The sequence below is a fragment of the Streptomyces inusitatus genome (assembly GCF_014651115.1).
GTDB classification, from domain to species: domain Bacteria; phylum Actinomycetota; class Actinomycetes; order Streptomycetales; family Streptomycetaceae; genus Streptomyces; species Streptomyces amakusaensis.
This window is the reverse complement of sequence record NZ_BMWG01000017.1, coordinates 1-17,278: the sequence shown is the minus strand read 5'-3', so window position 1 is coordinate 17,278 and position 17,278 is coordinate 1. Positions and strand designations below refer to the sequence as shown.

The following is a 17,278-nucleotide window of genomic DNA, read 5'->3' as shown; positions in this document are numbered from 1 at the left end:
CGAGCCGCGCGCTCAGGAGGGCTGGCACGGCGTCGGCCGACACCGGTCCGGACGGCGCGGGTTCGGACGATGCCGGTCCGGACGGGCGCGGGTCCGGACGGGCGCCGGTCAGCGGCGCTCGGGCTTGGCGGTGCGCGACATCAGCTCCTTGAGCGCGACCACCGGCGGCTTGCCCTCGTGGACGATCCCCACCACCGTCTCGGCGATGGGCATGTCGACGCCGTGCCTGCGGGCCAGATCGAGCACCGACTCGCAGGACTTGACGCCCTCGGCGGTCTGCCGGGTGACGGCGATGGTCTCCTGGAGGGTCATGCCCCTGCCGAGGTTCACACCGAAGGTGTGGTTGCGCGAGAGCGGCGAGGAACAGGTCGCCACCAGGTCGCCCAGGCCCGCGAGTCCGGCGAACGTCAGCGGGTCCGCGCCCATCGCCAGGCCCAGCCGGGTGGTCTCGGCCAGCCCCCGGGTGATCAGCGAGCCCTTGGCGTTGTCGCCGAGGCCCATGCCGTCCGCGATGCCGACGGCGAGGCCGATGACGTTCTTCACCGCGCCGCCGAGTTCACAGCCGATGACATCGGTGTTGGTGTACGGGCGGAAGTAGGGGGTGTGACAGAAGGACTGGAGCCGCTGGGCGACGGCCTCGTCGCGGCAGGCGACGACGGCGGCGGCCGGCCGCCGCTGGGCGATCTCCTTGGCCAGATTGGGCCCGGTGACCACGGCGACCCGCTCGGCGGGAACGCCCGCGACCTCCTGGACGACCTCGCTCATCCGCTTGGCGCTGCCGAGTTCGATGCCCTTCATCAGGGAGACGAGCACGGTGTCGGCGGGCAGGCTGGGGGCCCAGGCGGCGAGATTGCCCCGCAGGGTCTGGGAGGGGACGGCGAGCACCGTGAAGTCCGCGCCGTCCAGCGCCTCGGCGGGGTCGGTGGTCGCCCGCAGATTGGCCGGGAGTTCGATCCCCGGGAGATAGTCGGGGTTGGCGCGCGTGGTGTTGACGGCTTCGGCGAGTTCGGCGCGGCGGCCCCAGAGGGTCACGTCGCAGCCCGCGTCGGCGAGCACCATGCCGAAGGCCGTCCCCCATGAGCCTGTTCCGAAGACGGCCGCCTTGGCGCGGTGAGTCACAGTGTTCCTTCCCCTGCGGCCTTGCGCCGCTGTTCTGCCCGAGCGGTGCGGTGGTCGTACGGCTGGGCCGGGGCCTTCTCGTGACGTACGTCCTCCAGCAGCGCGGTGATCTCGGCCATGATGACCTCGGTCGCCTCGCGCAGCACCTCGGGGGTTGCCTCCCGATCGTAGAACCGGCTCAGATCGACGGGCGGTCCGGCCTGCACGATCAGGGTCTTCCGGGGGAAGAGCCGGAACTTGCGCTCCTTGGCGTAGGGCGGCACCGCCAGGTTCGCGCCCCACTGGGCGACCGGAATGACGGGGGCCTTGGTCCGAAGGGCTATCCGGGCGGCCCCGGTCTTGCCGGCCATGGGCCACATCTCGGGGTCGCGGGTGATGGTGCCCTCCGGATAGAAGGCCACGCATTCACCCTTGTCGAGGGCGGCGGCGGCGGCCCGGTAGGCGTCCAGGGCTTCGGTCGACTCCCGGTAGACGGGGATCTGCCGAGTGCCCCTGAGCATCATCCCGACGAAAGGAGTCCGGAAAAGGGCGGCCTTTGCCAGAAAGCGCGGCACCCGTCCGGTGTTGTACTGGAAGTGGGCATACGAAAGAGGGTCCAGATACGAGTTGTGATTGACCGCGGTGATGAATCCGCCCTCGGCCGGAATGTGTTCCATTCCCCGCCAGTCCCGCTTGAACAGAACCAGCAGCGGCGGTTTAACGATGACCGCCGCCAGGCGGTACCAGAAGCCGATTCTACGGCGGGACACTCGGACACCCTTCCTCGCTGACCGGGCCTTTGCCCGGATGCCGGGGGACAAGTGTCGCCCCCGGCCCCTGGTCTGTCGAGCACACCGTACGCTCCGGTCACCGGACCGGACCTCCTGATGACACGGGCTCCGGGCCACAATGGGGCCCCGACGCGCACGGACGGAGAGCCAGCCACGAACATCGACCCGAAGGCCCACTGGTCCCTGGTGGTCCCGCTGAAGCCCCTCGCGCTGGCCAAGAGCCGACTCGCCCCGGCGGCGGACGGCGTTCTGCGGCCCCGGCTCGCTCTCGCCTTCGCCCTGGACACCGTCGCGGCGGTGCTGGCCAGCCCCGCCGTACGGGATGTGGCAGTTGTCACGGACGATCACGTGGCGGGCGCCGAGCTGGCCGCGCTCGGGGCCCGGATCGTGCCGGACACCCCGGCCGCCGGGCTCAACGCGGCGCTGGCCCACGGGGCCCGCGCGGTGCGCCGCGAGCGGCCCGGCGCTCCGGTGGCCGCGCTCAACGCCGATCTGCCCGCGCTGCGCCCGCTGGAATTGGCCCGGGTGCTGGCCCATGCCGCCGGATATCCCCGGGCTTTTCTGGCGGATGCGGCCGGTGTCGGCACGACACTCCTCTCCGCGCGGACCGGCGTCGAATTGCGTCCTGGATTCGGCGGGCGCTCCCGCCGCCGTCATTCGGCGTCGGGTGCGGTGGAAATCCTGCTCGACGGCGTCGATTCGGTGCGCCAGGACGTGGACACCGCGGCGGATCTCGCGGCGGCCCGGTCACTGGGGGTGGGACCGCGCACTGCGGAACGCCTTGCGCCGACCGCTCCGGGGAGCGTCTGACCAATGCCGCCGTCCGCCCGCCGGAGCGGGCTGGGTCCCCCGGAAACAGCCGGCTCCGGGAGCGCGGAAGCGGAACCCGAAGTGGGCCGGCCGGGCATTAGGGTGGCGCTCATGCATGCGACCTCGTACACCTATGACCCGGAAACCCGCAGCGGCAGTGTGCTGCTCGACGACGGCACTCCCGTGGAATTCGACGCGGCCGCCTTTGACGCGGGCGGGCTGCGGCTGCTGCGGCCGGGCCAGCGGGTCCGTCTGGAGACGGAGGGCGCGGGCGAGGGCCTCCGGATCACCCTGGTGACCCTCCAGACGCTCTGAGGGCCCCTGTCTCCCGGGCCGCGGCCCGGGAGCGGCCTTCTCGCACGCCGCGGGCCGGGCTCCCCGAGGGGAGCCCGGCCCGGCGCGTCGATGGCCCGGTGCTGCCGGTGCCGCTTACCTCTTCCTGGCGGTCGCGCTCTTCTTGGCGGCGGTCTTGCGCGCCGTGGCCTTCTTGGCCGGCGCCTTCTTCGCGGTGGCCTTCTTGGCCGGGGCGGTCTTCTTGGCGACGGCGGCCTTCTTGGCCGGAGCCGCCTTCTTGGCCGGGGCGGCCTTCTTCGCGACGGCGGCCTTCTTGGCCGGGGCCGCCTTCTTCGCGGTGACCGTCTTCTTCGCCGGAGCCGCCTTCTTCGCGGTCACCGTCTTCTTCGCCGCGGTGGCCTTCTTGGCGGTGGTCGCCTTCTTGGCGGTGGCCTTCTTCGCCGCGGCCTTGGTGGTCGTACGGGTGGAAGCACCGCCCGAGAGGCTGCCCTTGGGAGCCTTCTTGACCGAGACCTCGCCGCCGCGCGGGAGCTTCTTCGAGCCGCTCACCAGGTCCTTGAAGCCCTGGCCCGCGCGGAAGCGCGGCACGGAGGTCTTCTTGACCCGGACCCGCTCACCCGTCTGCGGGTTGCGGGCGTAGCGGGCGGGACGGTCGACCTTCTCGAACGAACCGAAGCCGGTGACCGAAACCCGGTCTCCGGCGACGACCGCGCGGACGATCGCGTCAAGCACCGCGTCGACGGCGTCCGCGGCCTGCTGACGGCCGCCGAGCTTGTCGGCAATCGCTTCTACGAGCTGCGCCTTGTTCACGTCTTCCCCTTCGGAGACATTGCCTGGACGAATGCGCCCAGGCTTTTTCGCACGTTAGGCAGATATATACCGCAAATCAAACACGAAACGGTCTAATCACCCTAGTGCCGCAACGAAGTCGACTGCGGAAGTCGCCGTTCGCGGAGTTCGGGTGTCAGTCGCCTTCAGGGAATCGGCCCTCGTCGAGGTCCTTCATCAAGCGGTCCAGACGCCGTGCGGCATCCGGGAGATCGTGCTTCGCCGCGGCCGTGATGACCAGCAGCTTCCGGGTCAGCGCCATGCGTACGCCCTCCGGGACTTGCAGTGCGCGCACAGCGGTGTGCGCTTCCTTCAATCGGGCCGCGACAGCCGCATAGAGCTTGAGTTGGCTGTCGCGTTCCATGCACCGATTGTGCCATCTGGGGCGAGTTGTCGCCCGACAGGGGCTCAACAGACGGCTGCGCCCCCCACCGGACGGTGGAGGGCGCAGTCGGGTAAAAGCGCTGATCAGACCTGAATCGTGCTCGGCTTGTGGGCCGGCCGGGAGGCCTCGTAGGTAGAAATGTCGGCTTCGTTCTGAAGGGTGAGGCTGATGTCGTCCAGCCCGTTCAGCAGCCGCCAGCGGGCGTTCTCGTCCAGCTCGAAGGCGGCCGTGAAGGCGCCCGCGCGGACCTCACGGGCGACCAGGTCGACCGTGACCTCGGTGGCCGGGTCGGCCTCGGTCAGCTCCCAGATCCGGTCGACGTCCTCCTGCGGCAGAACGACGGTCAGCAGGCCGTTCTTGAGCGAGTTGCCCCGGAAGATGTCCGCGAAGCGGGAGGAGATGACGGTCTTGAAGCCGTAGTTCTGGAGGGCCCAGACGGCGTGCTCACGGGAGGATCCGGTGCCGAAGTCGGGACCGGCGACCAGCACCGTGGCCCCCTGCCGCTCGGGCCGGTTGAGGATGAACTCCGGGTCCTTGCGCCAGGCCTCGAAGAGTCCGTCCTCGAAGCCGTCCCGGGTGACCTTCTTCAGCCAGTGGGCGGGGATGATCTGGTCGGTGTCGGCATTGCTGCGGCGCAGCGGAACGGCCCGGCCGGTGTGTGTGGTGAATGCTTCCATGGCTGATCAGACTCCAGCGGGCGTACGGGCGGCGTCGTCGGACAGATCGGCCGGGCAGGCCAGGTGTCCCAGGACGGCGGTGGCGGCGGCGACCTGGGGCGAGACCAGGTGGGTGCGCCCGCCCTTGCCCTGCCGGCCCTCGAAGTTGCGGTTGGAGGTGGACGCGGAACGCTCGCCGGGCGCGAGTTGGTCGGGGTTCATGCCCAGACACATCGAACAGCCCGCGTGCCGCCACTCCGCGCCCGAGGCGGTGAAGACCTTGTCCAGACCCTCGGCGACGGCCTGGAGGGCGACCCGCACGGACCCGGGGACGACCAGCATCCGTACCCCGTCGGCGACTTTGCGGCCGTCCATGATCGAGGCCGCCGAGCGCAGGTCTTCGATACGGCCGTTGGTGCAGGAGCCTACGAAGACGGTGTCCACCTTGATGTCCCGCAGCCGCTGTCCCGCGGTCAAGCCCATGTACTCCAGGGCCTTTTCGGCGGCGAGCCGCTCCGAAGCGTCGTCGTACGAAGCGGGGTCGGGGACGCTGGCGGAGAGCGGCGCGCCCTGGCCCGGATTGGTGCCCCAGGTGACGAACGGGGCCAGCGAGGCGGCGTCGATGACGACCTCGGCGTCGAAGACGGCGTCGTCGTCGGTCCTGAGCGTCTTCCAGTACTCGACCGCGGCGTCCCACTCCTCGCCCTTCGGGGCGTGGTCGCGGCCGCGGAGGTACTCGAAGGTGGTCTCGTCGGGCGCGATCATGCCCGCGCGGGCGCCGGCCTCGATGGACATGTTGCAGATGGTCATCCGCGCCTCCATCGAGAGCTTCTCGACGGCCGGACCCCGGTACTCCAGAACATAGCCCTGGCCGCCGCCGGTGCCGATCTTCGCGATGATCGCCAGGATGAGGTCCTTGGCGGTGACGCCGTCGGGCAGCTCGCCGTCGACGGTGATCGCCATGGTCTTCGGCGGGGCCATCGGGAGCGTCTGGGTGGCGAGCACATGCTCAACCTGCGAGGTGCCGATGCCGAAGGCCAGCGCGCCGAAGGCGCCGTGGGTGGAGGTGTGCGAGTCGCCGCAGACCACGGTGGTGCCGGGCTGGGTCAGCCCCAGCTGGGGGCCGACGACGTGCACGACGCCCTGCTCGACGTCGCCCAGCGAGTGCAGCCGTACGCCGAACTCGGCGCAGTTCGCGCGCAGGGTCTCCAACTGGACCCGGGAGACCGGGTCCGCGATGGGCTTGTCGATGTCCAGGGTGGGGGTGTTGTGGTCCTCGGTGGCGATGGTGAGATCGAGACGGCGCACTCTGCGGCCGTTCTTCCTCAGGCCGTCGAAGGCCTGCGGGCTCGTCACCTCGTGCAGCAGGTGCAGATCGATGAAGAGAAGGTCGGGCTCGCCCTCCGCGCGCCGGACGACATGGTCGTCCCAGACCTTCTCCGCGAGTGTCCTACCCATCGCTTTCCCTCCGGCCGGCCGCACTGCCGGCGCTACTAGACACCTGTCGCGAGCCCATGTTCCGGGGCCGCCTCTACAGACTGGCGGGTTCTTGGGAAATGTGAACTTGCGTTTCACAGTGTGAGACGCAAGTATCGTTGCATGGACAACTCTAGCGGCGTCGGCGTTCTCGACAAGGCGGCTCTGGTATTGAGCGCACTGGAGTCCGGACCGGCGACCCTGGCCGGTCTGGTCGCGGCTACCGGGCTGGCAAGGCCCACGGCCCACCGGCTGGCGGTGGCACTGGAACACCACCGGATGGTGGCGAGGGACATGCAGGGCCGCTTCATTCTGGGCCCCCGGCTCTCGGAGCTGGCCGCGGCGGCGGGCGAGGACCGGCTGCTGGCGACGGCGGGCCCGGTGCTGACCCATCTGCGCGACATGACCGGCGAGAGCGCCCAGCTCTACCGCCGGCAGGGAGACATGCGGATCTGTGTGGCGGCGGCCGAGCGGCTCTCCGGGCTGCGGGACACCGTGCCGGTCGGCTCCACGCTCACCATGAAGGCCGGATCCTCCGCGCAGATCCTGATGGCCTGGGAGGAGCCGGAGCGGCTGCACCGGGGCCTTCAGGGCGCGCGCTTCACGGCGACGGCGCTGTCGGGCGTACGGCGGCGGGGGTGGGCGCAGTCGATCGGCGAGCGCGAGCCCGGCGTCGCCTCGGTCTCCGCGCCGGTGCGGGGCCCCTCCAACCGCGTGGTGGCCGCCGTGTCGGTCTCCGGGCCGATCGAGCGGCTGACCCGCCACCCGGGCCGGATGCACGCCCAGGCGGTCATCGACTCGGCCGCCCGGCTGAGCGAGGCGCTGCGCCGCAGCGGCTGACGACGGCGATCGGACCGCCGCCGGGTTGAGCGCGTCCCAACTCGGCGGCGGGCACGGAGGGTTCCGGCCCCGCCCGCCGGTCGGCGCGCACCGGTGCGAGCACAAAAGGAAGCCCCTCGCGTCACCGCGAGGGGCTTCCTCTTCACGTACCCCCGACCGGATTCGAACCGGCGCTACCGCCTTGAGAGGGCGGCGTGCTAGGCCGCTACACAACGGGGGCAAGACTGAGATCGTGTAAAGATCTGCTGGGCTACCAGGACTCGAACCTAGACTAAATGAACCAGAATCACTCGTGCTGCCAATTACACCATAGCCCATGGTGGTTTAGACCAGTACCCCCGACCGGATTCGAACCGGCGCTACCGCCTTGAGAGGGCGGCGTGCTAGGCCGCTACACAACGGGGGCCCTAGCGATCCCACCCGGCCGGAGCCGGGTTTTGTCACTGCGCGATCACCGGGAGCGACCCTGGTGATCAGCAGGATGGATCTGTACCCCCGACCGGATTCGAACCGGCGCTACTGCCTTGAGAGGGCAGCGTGCTAGGCCGCTACACAACGGGGGCTTTGCAGATGAAGCTCTGCGAGCTGGCCTACCAGGACTCGAACCTAGACTAACTGAACCAGAATCAGTCGTGCTGCCAATTACACCATAGGCCACCAAGACGCAACCCCCAGCAGGGGGCTTTGTTTGGCTTGCGCTTTCCGTTCCGGCCTCTTGGCCTTTCCGGGCGGCGCAGGAAGAACATTACCCGAAGGTGGACGACGCTCCAAAACGGGTATCCCCCCGCAACAGAGCGGGAAGCCCGTCGAGCCCGGTGATCCGGATCAGCTCGGGTCTGCCGCCGACTCCGGCGCGGTCCAGCCAGATGCCGAACAGCCCCGCCTCGGCCGCGCCCCGGGCGTCGATGTCCGGCTCGTCGCCGACGTACGCGACCTCCTCCGGCGGCAGCCCCAGCGCCTCGCAGGCGGTGTGGAACGCCTCGGCGGCGGGCTTGGCGACGCCCAGCTCGGCCGCGCAGAGAAGGGTCTCGAACCGGTCGCGCACGCCCAGGACCCGGAGCTTGTGGTCCTGGACCGGGAACGAGGAGTTGGACAGGACGGCGTGGCGGTACTCCCCCGCCAGCAGGTCCAGGGCGGGCACGGCGTCCGGGAAGAGGCTCCAGGCGGCCTCGTAGTGGACCATGTACCGCGCGAACCAGGCGTCGGCCTCCGCGTCGTCCAGCTCCAGCCCGGTGAAGTCCCGCACGCGGTCGCGCCGCTGTCCGGGCCAGTCGGTCTCCCCGGCGGCGTATCTGACCCAGTGGGCGGCCGTGATCTCCCGCCAACGGCCGAGGGCCTGGTCGGCGGAGGTGAATCCGCCGACCAGGCCCTCGATACGGAGATGCTGGAACAGCCCCGCGCTGTCGGCCCCGACATAGTCGAAGAGAGTGTCGTCGACGTCCCAGAGAATCGCGCGTACAGGCATGATCCAAAGGTACTCGGACGGAGGGGCCGGGCACCGGGGGGTTTTCGGGCGACTACGCGGCGATCTTCGCCAGGGCGGCGTCGATGCGGGCCAGGGTCTTCTCCTCGCCCAGGATCTGGAGCGACTCGAAGAGCGGCAGTCCCACCGTGCGGCCGGTGACGGCGACGCGGACCGGGGCCTGGGCCTTGCCCAGCTTGAGGCCGTGGGCCTCACCGGCGGCCAGGACGGCCTCCTTGAGGGACTCGGCGCTCGTCCAGTCGGCGGCGGCGAGCTTCTCACGGGCCGTGACCAGCAGCGCGTCCGAGCCCTCCTTCATCGCCTTCGTCCAGGAGGCCTCGTCCTCGACGGGGGCGTCCAGGAAGAGGAAGTCGACGTTGGCGGTGATGTCGGAGAGCACCGTCAGCCGGGTCTGGGCGTAGGGCGCGATCGCCTCCCAGGCGGCCGGGTCGAACCGCTCCGGGGCCCAGTTCGCGTACGGGGCGGTCAGCCACGGGGCGCAGGCCTCGGCGAACGCCGTCACATCGAGGCGGCGGATGTGGTCGGCGTTGATCGCCTCGGCCTTCTTGAGGTCGAAGCGGGCCGGGTTGGCGTTGACGTCCGCGACGTCGAACTTCTCGATCAGCTCGGCGACCGAGAACACGTCCTGGTCGGCGGAGAAGGACCAGCCGAGCAGCGAGAGGTAGTTCAGCAGCCCCTCGGGGAGGAAGCCGCGCTCGCGGTAGAGGTTCAGCGAGGCCTGGGGGTCGCGCTTGGAGAGCTTCTTGTTGCCCTCGCCCATGACGTACGGGAGGTGGCCGAAGGCGGGGATCTCCTTGGCGACACCCAGCTCGATCAGCGCCTTGTACAGCGCGACCTGGCGCGGGGTGGAGGAGAGGAGGTCCTCGCCGCGCAGTACGTGGGTGATCTCCATCAGGGCGTCGTCCACCGGGTTGACCAGGGTGTACAGCGGAGCGCCATTGGCCCGGACGATGCCGTAGTCCGGCACGTTCTCCGGGGTGAAGGTCAGCTCGCCGCGCACCAGGTCGGTGAAGGTGATCGTCTCGTCGGGCATCCGGAAGCGGACGATGGCCGGGCGGCCCTCCGCCCGGTACGCCTCGACCTGCTCCTCGGTCAGCTCACGGCAGTGGCCGTCGTAGCCGGAGGGGCGGCCGGCCGCGCGGGCGGCGTCCCGGCGGGCCTCCAGCTCCTCGGCGGAGCAGTAGCAGTGGTACGCGTACCCGCCGTCGAGCAGCCGCTGGGCGACGTCCCGGTAGATGTCCATGCGCTCCGACTGACGGTAGGGCGCGTGCGGGCCGCCGATCTCGGGGCCCTCGTCCCAGTCCAGGCCGAGCCAGCGCATCGAGTCGAGCAGCTGCCGGTAGGACTCCTCGGAGTCGCGGGCCGCGTCGGTGTCCTCGATACGGAAGACCATGGTGCCGCCGTTGTGCCGGGCGAAGGCCCAGTTGAAGAGGGCGGTGCGGACCAGACCCACATGGGGGTTGCCGGTCGGCGAGGGACAGAAACGTACGCGGGTGTTCGCGTTAGCCACGCTTGATCACCTTGTTGGTGAGAGTGCCGATGCCTTGGACGGTGACGGCGACCTCGTCGCCGACGTTGAGGGGGCCGACTCCGGCGGGGGTGCCCGTGAGGATCACGTCTCCCGGGAGCAGCGTCATCGCCTCGGAGATGTTGACGATCAGGTCCTCGATGGAGTGGATCATCTGGCTCGTACGGCCGAGCTGGCGCTGTTCGCCGTTGACCGTGCACTGGATGGCGAGGTCGCTCGGGTCGAGGTCCGTCTCGACCCAGGGGCCGAGGGGGCAGGCGGTGTCGAAGCCCTTGGCCCTGGCCCACTGCTTCTCGCGGCGCTGCACATCACGGGCGGTGACGTCATTGGCGCAGGTGTAGCCGAGGATGACGTCCTTCACGCGCTCGCGCGGGACCTCCCGGCACATCCGGCCGATGACCACGGCCAGTTCGGCCTCGTGGTGGAGCTCCTGGGAGAAGGAGGGGTAGGCGATGGCGTCACCGGGTCCGATGACCGAGGTGGACGGCTTGAAGAAGGCGAACGGCTCGTCGGGGACCTCGTGGCCCAGCTCCGCCGCGTGCTCCGCGTAGTTGCGGCCGAAGGCCACGACCTTGTTGGGGAGCACGGGCGGCAGCAGCCGGACCTTGCTCAGCGGGACCTTCGTTCCGGAGAGTTCGAAGTCCGCGAACGGGATGCCCTTGATGATGTCGAGAACGAGGCCGTCGGGGCCTTCGCCCTCGACCGCGCCGAAGGCGACATTGCCGTCGATGGAGAACCTGGCGATGCGCACGGGATGCGGCTGCCCCTCTACTACTGCTGACGCTGCTGGAGTCTGACGCTCCAGGCTAACGCGGCCGGGGCGGCCGCCGGGCGCGGCGGCGCGGGGCGGGCCGGGGGCGGGCCCGTAGGCCTGGGCCCTAGGAGGCGGGGGCTTCCATGAGGATTGTGCGGCGGGGGTTGGCCGTCTGGGTGGGAAGATCGACCGAGTGCTCCGGCAGCTCGGGGGCCCGCAGCTGTTCGGCGTCCTCAAGGTGCGCGAGCGTGGTGCGACGGGGGTTGGCTATGTTGCGGAGCAGCATCGTCTTCATCGGGGGCGTCCGGCCTTCGCTGTGAGGGCCGCTCGGGGAGCGGCGGTTGACAGATTGGCGTGCTTGTAAAGCGTCAGGCTAAACATCCGATTCCCCGTTAAAGCCCGGCGAGACCGCCGGTCCGATGTGAGTTTGCTCACGACTTGCATTACATTTCGGTCATTTCGGATGGGTCTTTGACCGCCATGAAACGGACACCAATGATCGAATCCGTCATTTCGCTCCCGATCATGGCGACTGGGGCACCCTTCACCCCTCACGAAATCGATGGTAAATGTCCCATTTATCCCTGAACTCTTTCTACAACTGGTGACCCGTCGCTCACGCCGTGTCACCCAGGTCACAGCAAGGTACGCCGCCCTTGTTGGAGATCCGGCACTGTGCTGGAATTCCACGCACCGCCGCGGTTTCAGGCCGGCGCGCAAGGGCGCAACGCAGCGCCGAGCGGCGGCGGGAAAGGGGGAGCAGCGCCGGTCACTCACGACCACCATCGGGGCGCGACCGCGCCTCACCGACGCCGACACCGTCCCGCCGTGCCACGGGGGACGCCTGGTCAAGAGGTTGCGACGCTAGTGCAGGGACGTTTCAAGAGGGATGGTACGGGTTCTCCCCAGGCCCGCCAGGGCCGAGGGGAAGCTGCGGCCGAACAGGAGCCGCGCGGCGGGACCGACCGCGGATCCTCGCCCCAGCACACCCAGAACCAGGTGCCCGCGGCACCCGGCGACAGCGGCGACCGGGCCTCACGGTCCGGTCCGGCCCCGCTTCCCGGCGCGCCCCGCCCCGGTGCGACTCCCCCCGGGGGGCCCGGCGGCCCGGGCGGCCCCGGCCTGCCCGTCGGCGGGTCGGGCGGATCCGGCGGTACCGGTGCGCCCGGCGGCGCGAACGGCCCGGCCGGCGCGAGCGGCGGCGACGGCGCCAAGCCCTCGCCGAAGGCCAAGGGCCCCGCGGACACCGGCTCGCGCATCGCTCTCCGCAACTGGCGCATCAGCACCCGGCTCATCTCCCTGCTGACCCTCCCCGTCGTCGCGGCGACCACCCTGGGTGGTCTGCGGATCAACGAGTCGATGGAGCGGATGCAGCAGCTGGACCACATGCAGCTGCTCACCGACATGACCGAGGAGGCGACCAAGCTCGCCGTCGCCCTCCAGGCCGAGCGCGACCTGACCGCCGGTCCGCTGGCGAACAAGGTCAAGAAGACCGACTACCGGATCACCGTGCCGCGCCAGGCGACGGACCGGGCCAGCCGGAGCTTCCTCGAAACCACGCGCGACATCGAGAACACCGACGACGACGATTCGCTGCAGAGCATCCGTGCCAACGCGAATCAGATCGCGACCGAGGTCAGCAAGCTGAACCAGATCCGCAAGACCGCGTACGCGGCGGATCTGCCGAACATGCTGACGGTGGAGAGCTACCACCAGCTGATCGAATCCCTGCTGAGCCTCTCCCAGGACATGGCGCAGGCCACCAGCAACCCGGAGATGATCAAGCGCACCCGTGCGCTGGCGGCGTTCTCGTCCGCCAAGGAGTACGCCTCCATGCAGCGCGCGATCATCGCGGGCGCGCTGCCCGGCGGAGCCGGCGTCAAGAACCCCGGCCTCGACGAGAACGACCGGCAGTACGGCCGGGCCGCCCTCAAGAACGGCGAGGCCGAGCTCCGGCGCTTCTCCCGTATCTACGAGTCCTCCGGCGGTGACGCCCAGGCGCTGACCGAGCCCCTGGACAAGGGCAACTCGACGGTCGCCGCGGCCGAGGACTACGCCGAGCGGGTCTTCGACCGCGCCGACGGTCTGAGCAGCCGCAAGAAGCGCTCGCACCTGGACTGGACGGACGACTACGGCGTCCGGATCAACCTGATGAAGCAGATCGAGTCCACGCTGCTCGGCGAGATGGAGGCGAAGGCCCGCGAGCTGCGCGAGGAGTCCCGGCAGGAAGCCATCATCAACGGTGCGCTGATCCTCGTCGTCCTCGGCGTCTCGCTGGTCGGCGCGTTCGTCGTGGCCCGATCCATGATCCGCTCGCTGCGACGGCTCCAGGACACCGCCACCAAGGTCGCCCAGGACCGGCTGCCCGAGCTGGTCAAGCAGCTCTCCGAGTCGGACCCGCAGGACGTCGACACCTCCGTCGAATCGGTCGGTGTGCACTCCCGCGACGAGATCGGCAAGGTGGCCGCGGCCTTCGACGACGTGCACCGCGAGGCGGTCCGTCTCGCCGCCGAGCAGGCGCTGCTGCGAGGCAACGTCAACGCGATGTTCACCAACCTCTCCCGGCGTTCACAGGGCCTCATCCAGCGTCAGCTCTCGCTCATCTCCGAACTGGAGTCCCGCGAGGCCGACCCGGACCAGCTGTCCTCGCTCTTCAAGCTGGACCACCTCGCGACCCGTATGCGCCGGAACGGCGAGAACCTCCTCGTCCTCGCCGGTGAGGAGCCGGGACGGCGCTGGACGCGTCCCGTGCCGCTGGTCGACGTGCTCCGCGCCGCCGCCTCCGAGGTGGAGCAGTACGAGCGCATCGAGCTGGCCGCCGTCCCCGCGACCGAGGTCGCCGGACGCGTGGTCAACGACCTCGTGCACCTCCTCGCCGAGCTGCTGGAGAACGCGACCTCGTTCTCCTCCCCGCAGACCAAGGTCCGGGTCACCGGTCACGCCCTGCCCGACGGGCGGGTCCTGGTCGAGATCCACGACACCGGCATCGGCCTCTCCCCCGAGGACCTGGCCGCGATCAACGAGCGGCTCGCGTCGCCGCCCACCGTGGACGTCTCGGTCTCGCGCCGCATGGGTCTGTTCGTGGTCGGCCGGCTGTCGCTGCGACACGGCATCCGTATCCAGCTCCGCCCCTCGGACTCCGGCGGTACGACCGCGCTGGTCATGCTGCCCGTCGATGTCGCCCACGGCGGCAAGAAGGCTCCCGGGGCCGGTGTCGGCATGCAGGGCATGCCGCCCGGGGCCCCCGGCGGCGGCCAGGGCGGCCGTCCCGGCGGTCAGGGCGGTCCCGGCGGACCCTCGAACCGTTCCCAGGGCCCCGGCGGTCCGGGTGCGGGCGCCTCCTCCGGCGGTCTGCTCGGCGCGGGTCAGCCCCCGCGCGGCCAGGTCGGCGCGGGCGCGGGCCAGCGTGCCGCGCTCCCCAGCCGCGACGGCGGGCCCGGTCAGGGTCCGGCGCAGGGCCAGGGGCGTCAGGGCAGCGGTCTCGCCGGAGCCTTCGGCAACCGGGGCGCGCAGAGCGCCCAGGGCCCGAACGCCTCCGGTCCGGGCGCTCCCCGTCGCGGTGAGCCCCCGGTCGGCACCGGCCCGCAGGGGCCGGGCGGCCGCGGCCGTCAGCTGCCTCCTTCGGCGTCCGCCCCCGGCGGTCCCCGTCCCGAACTCCCCGGCACCGGCGGACCGCAGCGTCCGCAGACCACCAGCTGGGGCAGTGAGCAGCAGCCCGTGCGGCGCGGCGGCCCCGAGGACGCGCCGCGCGGCCACGAGGAGAACGAGAGCGCGCGCGGCGGCGTCGGCGGTACGGCCGAGTTCGCCCGGCCCGAGGCCGGCGCGTCCCAGCAGCAGGGGGGCCCGGCGACGGAGCCGTTCCCCCGGCCCGACTTCAACGCTCCGCAGCAGCAGTCCGGCCAGTCCGGTCAGTTCGTCCGGCCGGACGTCTTCGGCCCGCCGTCCACCACCGCTCCGGGCACACCCGGCGGTCCCGGACAGCAGCGCGGCGACGCGCAGGGCCAGGGCCAGGGCCGTGAGCAGGACTCCTCGGCGACCGGTCAGTTCCGCCGGCCCGGGACCGAGCAGGACCCGGCCGCCACCAGTCAGATGCCCCAGGTGGACTTCGGCGGTCCGCGGCCGGCCGACGGCCAGTACGCCGACTTCCCGCCCGCGTCCACCAGTGGTCAGTACCCGCGGCCGGAGCTCCAGGACCCGTCGGGGACCGGCGAGTACCGCCGTCCCGACCTCCACTCCCCGTCCACCAGCGGCGAGTACCGGCGCCCCGACCTCCAGGACCCGTCGACGAGCGGCCAGTACCCGCGCCCCGACCTCCAGGACCCCTCGGCCACCGGCGAGTACCGCCGTCCCGACCTCCAGGACCCCTCGACGAGCGGTCAGTACCCGCGCCCCGACCTCCAGGACCCCTCGGCCACCGGCGAGTACCGCCGTCCCGACCTCCAGGACCCCTCGACGAGCGGTCAGTACCCGCGCCCCGACCTCCAGGACCCCTCGGCCACCGGCGAGTACCGCCGTCCCGACCTCCAGGACCCCTCGACGAGCGGCCAGTACGCCCGTCCCGAGGTCCAGGACCCGTTCGCCACCGGGCAGTATCCGCGCGCGGACTTCCCGCCCGCCTCGGCCGGCGGTCAGTACCCGCGCCCCGACCTGGGCGCGCCGCAGCCGCCCGCCCCCGGCCAGGCTCCCGCCCCGCGCGGGTTCGAGGGCCGGCAGGCCCTGCCGGCGCAGCCTCAGCACGAGGCGCTGCCGCCGGCCGGCCCGGGAGACGGCCGTACCCCGCTGTTCGACACCCTGGAGACGGACTGGTTCCACACCCAGGAGCGGGGCAGGCCCGAGGAGCCCGAGCACCAGCAGGGTCACCAGGGCCGTCCGGAAGCGCCCGCCGGGCCCGGGGCTCCCGAGCCGGGGGCCGACGGCCAGGTGCCCGCGCTGCCTCAGCGCGGCTCCGCCGAGCAGGGCGGCCAGGACGGCCAGGGCGGTCAGGGCAACAGCGGCTGGCGCGCCTCCCCCAACGATGAACTGGTGCGTCAGGCCGAGCGGATCCGGAAGCCCGCGGCCGGCGGCGTCACCACCTCAGGACTCCCTCGCCGGGTCCCGCGCGCCAATCTGGTCGCGGGTACGGCGCAGGAGCAGAGCACCCAAACCGGTCCGCAGGTCTCGCGAGCGCCCGACGATGTGCGTGGCCGGCTGACCAACCTCCGCCGGGGCATTCAGCAGGGTCGTCAGCAGAACACGTCGACGACCGGCGGTTTCGACCTCGGCCCCTCTCACCCGCAGGAGCGTTAGTTGAGCCCGATGAGCCAGGCGGCGCAGAATCTGAACTGGTTGATCACCAACTTTGTGGACAACACCCCAGGGGTGTCCCACACGGTGGTGGTCTCCGCCGACGGACTCCTGCTGGCCATGTCCGAAGGATTCCCGCGCGACCGCGCCGATCAGCTGGCGGCCGTGGCCTCCGGTCTGACCTCGCTGACCGCCGGAGCCTCCAGGATCTTCGAAGGCGGTCCGGTGAGCCAGACCGTCGTGGAGATGGAGCGCGGCTTCCTCTTCCTGATGTCCGTCTCCGACGGTTCCTCACTGGCCGTTCTCGCCCACCCCGAGTGCGACATCGGCCTGGTGGGTTACGAGATGGCACTGCTGGTCGACCGCGCGGGCGGGGTTCTCACCCCCGATCTGCGGGCCGAGCTCCAGGGAAGTCTGCTCCATTGACCCGGCCACCTTGTCCTCGTCCGAATCCATCCCGATAGCGCGCCCTCGCGCCGTCAACCGTCAGGTCGCCCAACCGGACCCCCACCGGCCCGCTCAGACGGCACGCCAACCACTTGCTGTCCCGCCCGGAGGACTCATGACCCCGCCAACCGCTTCTCACGATCCGTACGGCGTTCAATCGGACGCCTATGGCTATGAGGGTGACCAGCCGCTGGTGCGTCCGTACGCGATGACCGGCGGCCGGACCCGGCCGCGCTACCAGCTCGCCATCGAGGCGCTGGTCAGCACCACGGCCGACCCCGCCCTTCTCGCCGGGCTGCTCCCCGAGCACCAGCGGATCTGCCACCTGTGCCGTGAGGTCAAGTCGGTGGCCGAGGTCTCGGCCCTGCTGTCCATGCCGCTCGGCGTGGCCCGGATCCTCGTGGCCGACCTGGCCGAGGCGGGCATGGTGGCGATCCACCAGCCGGGCAACGGAGATGCCGGCGGCACGCCGGATGTGACACTGCTCGAAAGGGTGCTCAGTGGACTTCGCAAGCTCTAGCGGCGGTACCGCTCCAAGATCGACCACCAGCGCGAAGATCGTGGTGGCGGGCGGCTTCGGCGTGGGCAAGACCACGTTCGTCGGC

General features: G+C 70.9%; 16 protein-coding genes, 5 tRNA genes and 1 pseudogene. 7 read left to right on the top strand and 15 right to left on the bottom strand.

Annotation, left to right across the window (positions count from 1 at the left end; translation table 11 throughout):
* Positions 1–108: 108 nt before the first annotated feature.
* Together IE247_RS23100 and IE247_RS23095 are read right to left on the bottom strand one after the other, a co-directional pair.
* Complete coding sequence (locus IE247_RS23100; protein ID WP_190125158.1) at positions 109–1,119, bottom strand: NAD(P)H-dependent glycerol-3-phosphate dehydrogenase; 1,011 nt, start codon at positions 1,117–1,119, stop codon at positions 109–111.
* A complete protein-coding gene (locus IE247_RS23095) occupies positions 1,116–1,868 on the bottom strand; it encodes a lysophospholipid acyltransferase family protein (RefSeq protein ID WP_190125157.1) in 753 nt (250 codons plus the stop codon). Before IE247_RS23095 ends, IE247_RS23100 begins: the two co-directional genes overlap by 4 nt.
* Before the next feature lie 117 nt (positions 1,869–1,985).
* Between IE247_RS23095 and cofC the strand changes: the two genes are divergently transcribed.
* Positions 1,986–2,699, top strand: a complete 714-nt coding sequence (cofC, locus tag IE247_RS23090; protein WP_229869295.1) for a 2-phospho-L-lactate guanylyltransferase — start codon at positions 1,986–1,988, stop codon at positions 2,697–2,699.
* Between the two features lie 111 nt (positions 2,700–2,810).
* On the top strand, positions 2,811–3,014 hold the full coding sequence (locus tag IE247_RS23085; RefSeq protein WP_190125156.1) for a hypothetical protein: 204 nt from the start codon (positions 2,811–2,813) through the stop codon (positions 3,012–3,014).
* A 114-nt stretch (positions 3,015–3,128) separates the two neighbouring features.
* Here IE247_RS23085 and IE247_RS23080 read toward each other — a convergent pair whose 3' ends face one another.
* The 4 genes from IE247_RS23080 to leuC all read right to left on the bottom strand — a co-directional run bounded on the left by IE247_RS23080 (position 3,129) and on the right by leuC (position 6,320).
* Positions 3,129–3,803 (bottom strand): HU family DNA-binding protein, encoded by a 675-nt coding sequence (locus IE247_RS23080; RefSeq protein ID WP_190125155.1) that lies wholly within the window; start codon positions 3,801–3,803, stop codon positions 3,129–3,131.
* Positions 3,804–3,957: 154 nt separating this feature from the next.
* The gene (locus IE247_RS23075) at positions 3,958–4,185 is read right to left on the bottom strand and encodes an SCO5555 family protein (RefSeq protein ID WP_190125154.1); all 228 of its coding nucleotides are present in this window, start codon (positions 4,183–4,185) and stop codon (positions 3,958–3,960) included.
* A gap of 104 nt (positions 4,186–4,289) precedes the next feature.
* Positions 4,290–4,883 carry a 3-isopropylmalate dehydratase small subunit gene (gene leuD / locus IE247_RS23070; protein WP_190125153.1) on the bottom strand — a complete coding sequence of 198 codons (594 nt, stop codon included), beginning with the start codon at positions 4,881–4,883 and terminating at the stop codon, positions 4,290–4,292.
* A 6-nt stretch (positions 4,884–4,889) separates the two neighbouring features.
* Positions 4,890–6,320 (bottom strand): 3-isopropylmalate dehydratase large subunit, encoded by a 1,431-nt coding sequence (leuC, locus tag IE247_RS23065; RefSeq protein ID WP_190125152.1) that lies wholly within the window; start codon positions 6,318–6,320, stop codon positions 4,890–4,892.
* Between the two features lie 141 nt (positions 6,321–6,461).
* Here leuC and ndgR point away from each other — a divergent pair, with 141 nt between their 5' ends.
* Positions 6,462–7,178, top strand: a complete 717-nt coding sequence (ndgR, locus tag IE247_RS23060) for an IclR family transcriptional regulator NdgR (RefSeq protein WP_190125151.1) — start codon at positions 6,462–6,464, stop codon at positions 7,176–7,178.
* A gap of 147 nt (positions 7,179–7,325) precedes the next feature.
* On the opposite strand, the gene IE247_RS23055 is transcribed toward ndgR, so the two are convergent.
* The 9 genes from IE247_RS23055 to IE247_RS23015 all read right to left on the bottom strand — a co-directional run bounded on the left by IE247_RS23055 (position 7,326) and on the right by IE247_RS23015 (position 11,238).
* Positions 7,326–7,398, bottom strand: a tRNA-Glu gene (locus tag IE247_RS23055).
* A 25-nt stretch (positions 7,399–7,423) separates the two neighbouring features.
* Positions 7,424–7,495: transfer RNA gene (locus IE247_RS23050), tRNA-Gln, on the bottom strand.
* A gap of 16 nt (positions 7,496–7,511) precedes the next feature.
* Positions 7,512–7,584: transfer RNA gene (locus IE247_RS23045), tRNA-Glu, on the bottom strand.
* Between the two features lie 84 nt (positions 7,585–7,668).
* Positions 7,669–7,741, bottom strand: a tRNA-Glu gene (locus IE247_RS23040).
* Positions 7,742–7,763: 22 nt separating this feature from the next.
* Positions 7,764–7,835: transfer RNA gene (locus IE247_RS23035), tRNA-Gln, on the bottom strand.
* An 88-nt stretch (positions 7,836–7,923) separates the two neighbouring features.
* Positions 7,924–8,643, bottom strand: coding sequence for an HAD family hydrolase (locus IE247_RS23030; RefSeq protein WP_190125150.1), 720 nt, complete (start codon positions 8,641–8,643; stop codon positions 7,924–7,926).
* 52 nt (positions 8,644–8,695) lie between these two features.
* The gene (gltX, locus tag IE247_RS23025; protein ID WP_190125149.1) at positions 8,696–10,171 is read right to left on the bottom strand and encodes a glutamate--tRNA ligase; all 1,476 of its coding nucleotides are present in this window, start codon (positions 10,169–10,171) and stop codon (positions 8,696–8,698) included.
* Positions 10,164–10,940: a fumarylacetoacetate hydrolase family protein gene (locus IE247_RS23020; RefSeq protein ID WP_190125148.1), complete on the bottom strand. Its 777-nt coding sequence runs from the start codon at positions 10,938–10,940 to the stop codon at positions 10,164–10,166. Before IE247_RS23020 ends, gltX begins: the two co-directional genes overlap by 8 nt.
* Before the next feature lie 127 nt (positions 10,941–11,067).
* Positions 11,068–11,238, bottom strand: coding sequence for a hypothetical protein (locus IE247_RS23015; RefSeq protein ID WP_190125147.1), 171 nt, complete (start codon positions 11,236–11,238; stop codon positions 11,068–11,070).
* A 572-nt stretch (positions 11,239–11,810) separates the two neighbouring features.
* On the opposite strand from IE247_RS23015, the gene IE247_RS23010 reads away from it, so the two are divergent.
* From IE247_RS23010 to IE247_RS22995, 4 genes and pseudogenes are all read left to right on the top strand, one after another.
* The gene (locus IE247_RS23010; protein WP_190125146.1) at positions 11,811–16,229 is read left to right on the top strand and encodes a sensor histidine kinase; all 4,419 of its coding nucleotides are present in this window, start codon (positions 11,811–11,813) and stop codon (positions 16,227–16,229) included.
* A 9-nt stretch (positions 16,230–16,238) separates the two neighbouring features.
* Complete coding sequence (locus IE247_RS23005) at positions 16,239–16,652, top strand: roadblock/LC7 domain-containing protein (protein WP_190125275.1); 414 nt, start codon at positions 16,239–16,241, stop codon at positions 16,650–16,652.
* Between the two features lie 136 nt (positions 16,653–16,788).
* Positions 16,789–17,193, top strand: a complete 405-nt coding sequence (locus tag IE247_RS23000) for a DUF742 domain-containing protein (RefSeq protein WP_190125145.1) — start codon at positions 16,789–16,791, stop codon at positions 17,191–17,193.
* A pseudogene (locus IE247_RS22995) lies at positions 17,174–17,278 on the top strand (ATP-binding protein); the annotation flags it as partial. The gene IE247_RS23000 and the pseudogene IE247_RS22995, both read left to right, overlap by 20 nt.

Excerpts from the sequence above, each read along its gene's own strand:
- IE247_RS23030 (WP_190125150.1), bottom strand. The coding sequence starts at position 8,643 with ATGCCTGTACGCGCGATTCTCTGGGACGTCGACGACACTCTCTTCGAC.
- IE247_RS23085 (WP_190125156.1), top strand. The coding sequence starts at position 2,811 with ATGCATGCGACCTCGTACACCTATGACCCGGAAACCCGCAGCGGCAGT.
- ndgR (WP_190125151.1), top strand. The coding sequence starts at position 6,462 with ATGGACAACTCTAGCGGCGTCGGCGTTCTCGACAAGGCGGCTCTGGTA.
- IE247_RS23005 (WP_190125275.1), top strand. The coding sequence starts at position 16,239 with ATGAGCCAGGCGGCGCAGAATCTGAACTGGTTGATCACCAACTTTGTG.
- IE247_RS23015 (WP_190125147.1), bottom strand. The coding sequence starts at position 11,238 with ATGAAGACGATGCTGCTCCGCAACATAGCCAACCCCCGTCGCACCACG.
- leuD (WP_190125153.1), bottom strand. The coding sequence starts at position 4,883 with ATGGAAGCATTCACCACACACACCGGCCGGGCCGTTCCGCTGCGCCGC.
- cofC (WP_229869295.1), top strand. The coding sequence starts at position 1,986 with ATGACACGGGCTCCGGGCCACAATGGGGCCCCGACGCGCACGGACGGA.
- IE247_RS23000 (WP_190125145.1), top strand. The coding sequence starts at position 16,789 with ATGACCCCGCCAACCGCTTCTCACGATCCGTACGGCGTTCAATCGGAC.
- leuC (WP_190125152.1), bottom strand. The coding sequence starts at position 6,320 with ATGGGTAGGACACTCGCGGAGAAGGTCTGGGACGACCATGTCGTCCGG.
- IE247_RS23075 (WP_190125154.1), bottom strand. The coding sequence starts at position 4,185 with ATGGAACGCGACAGCCAACTCAAGCTCTATGCGGCTGTCGCGGCCCGA.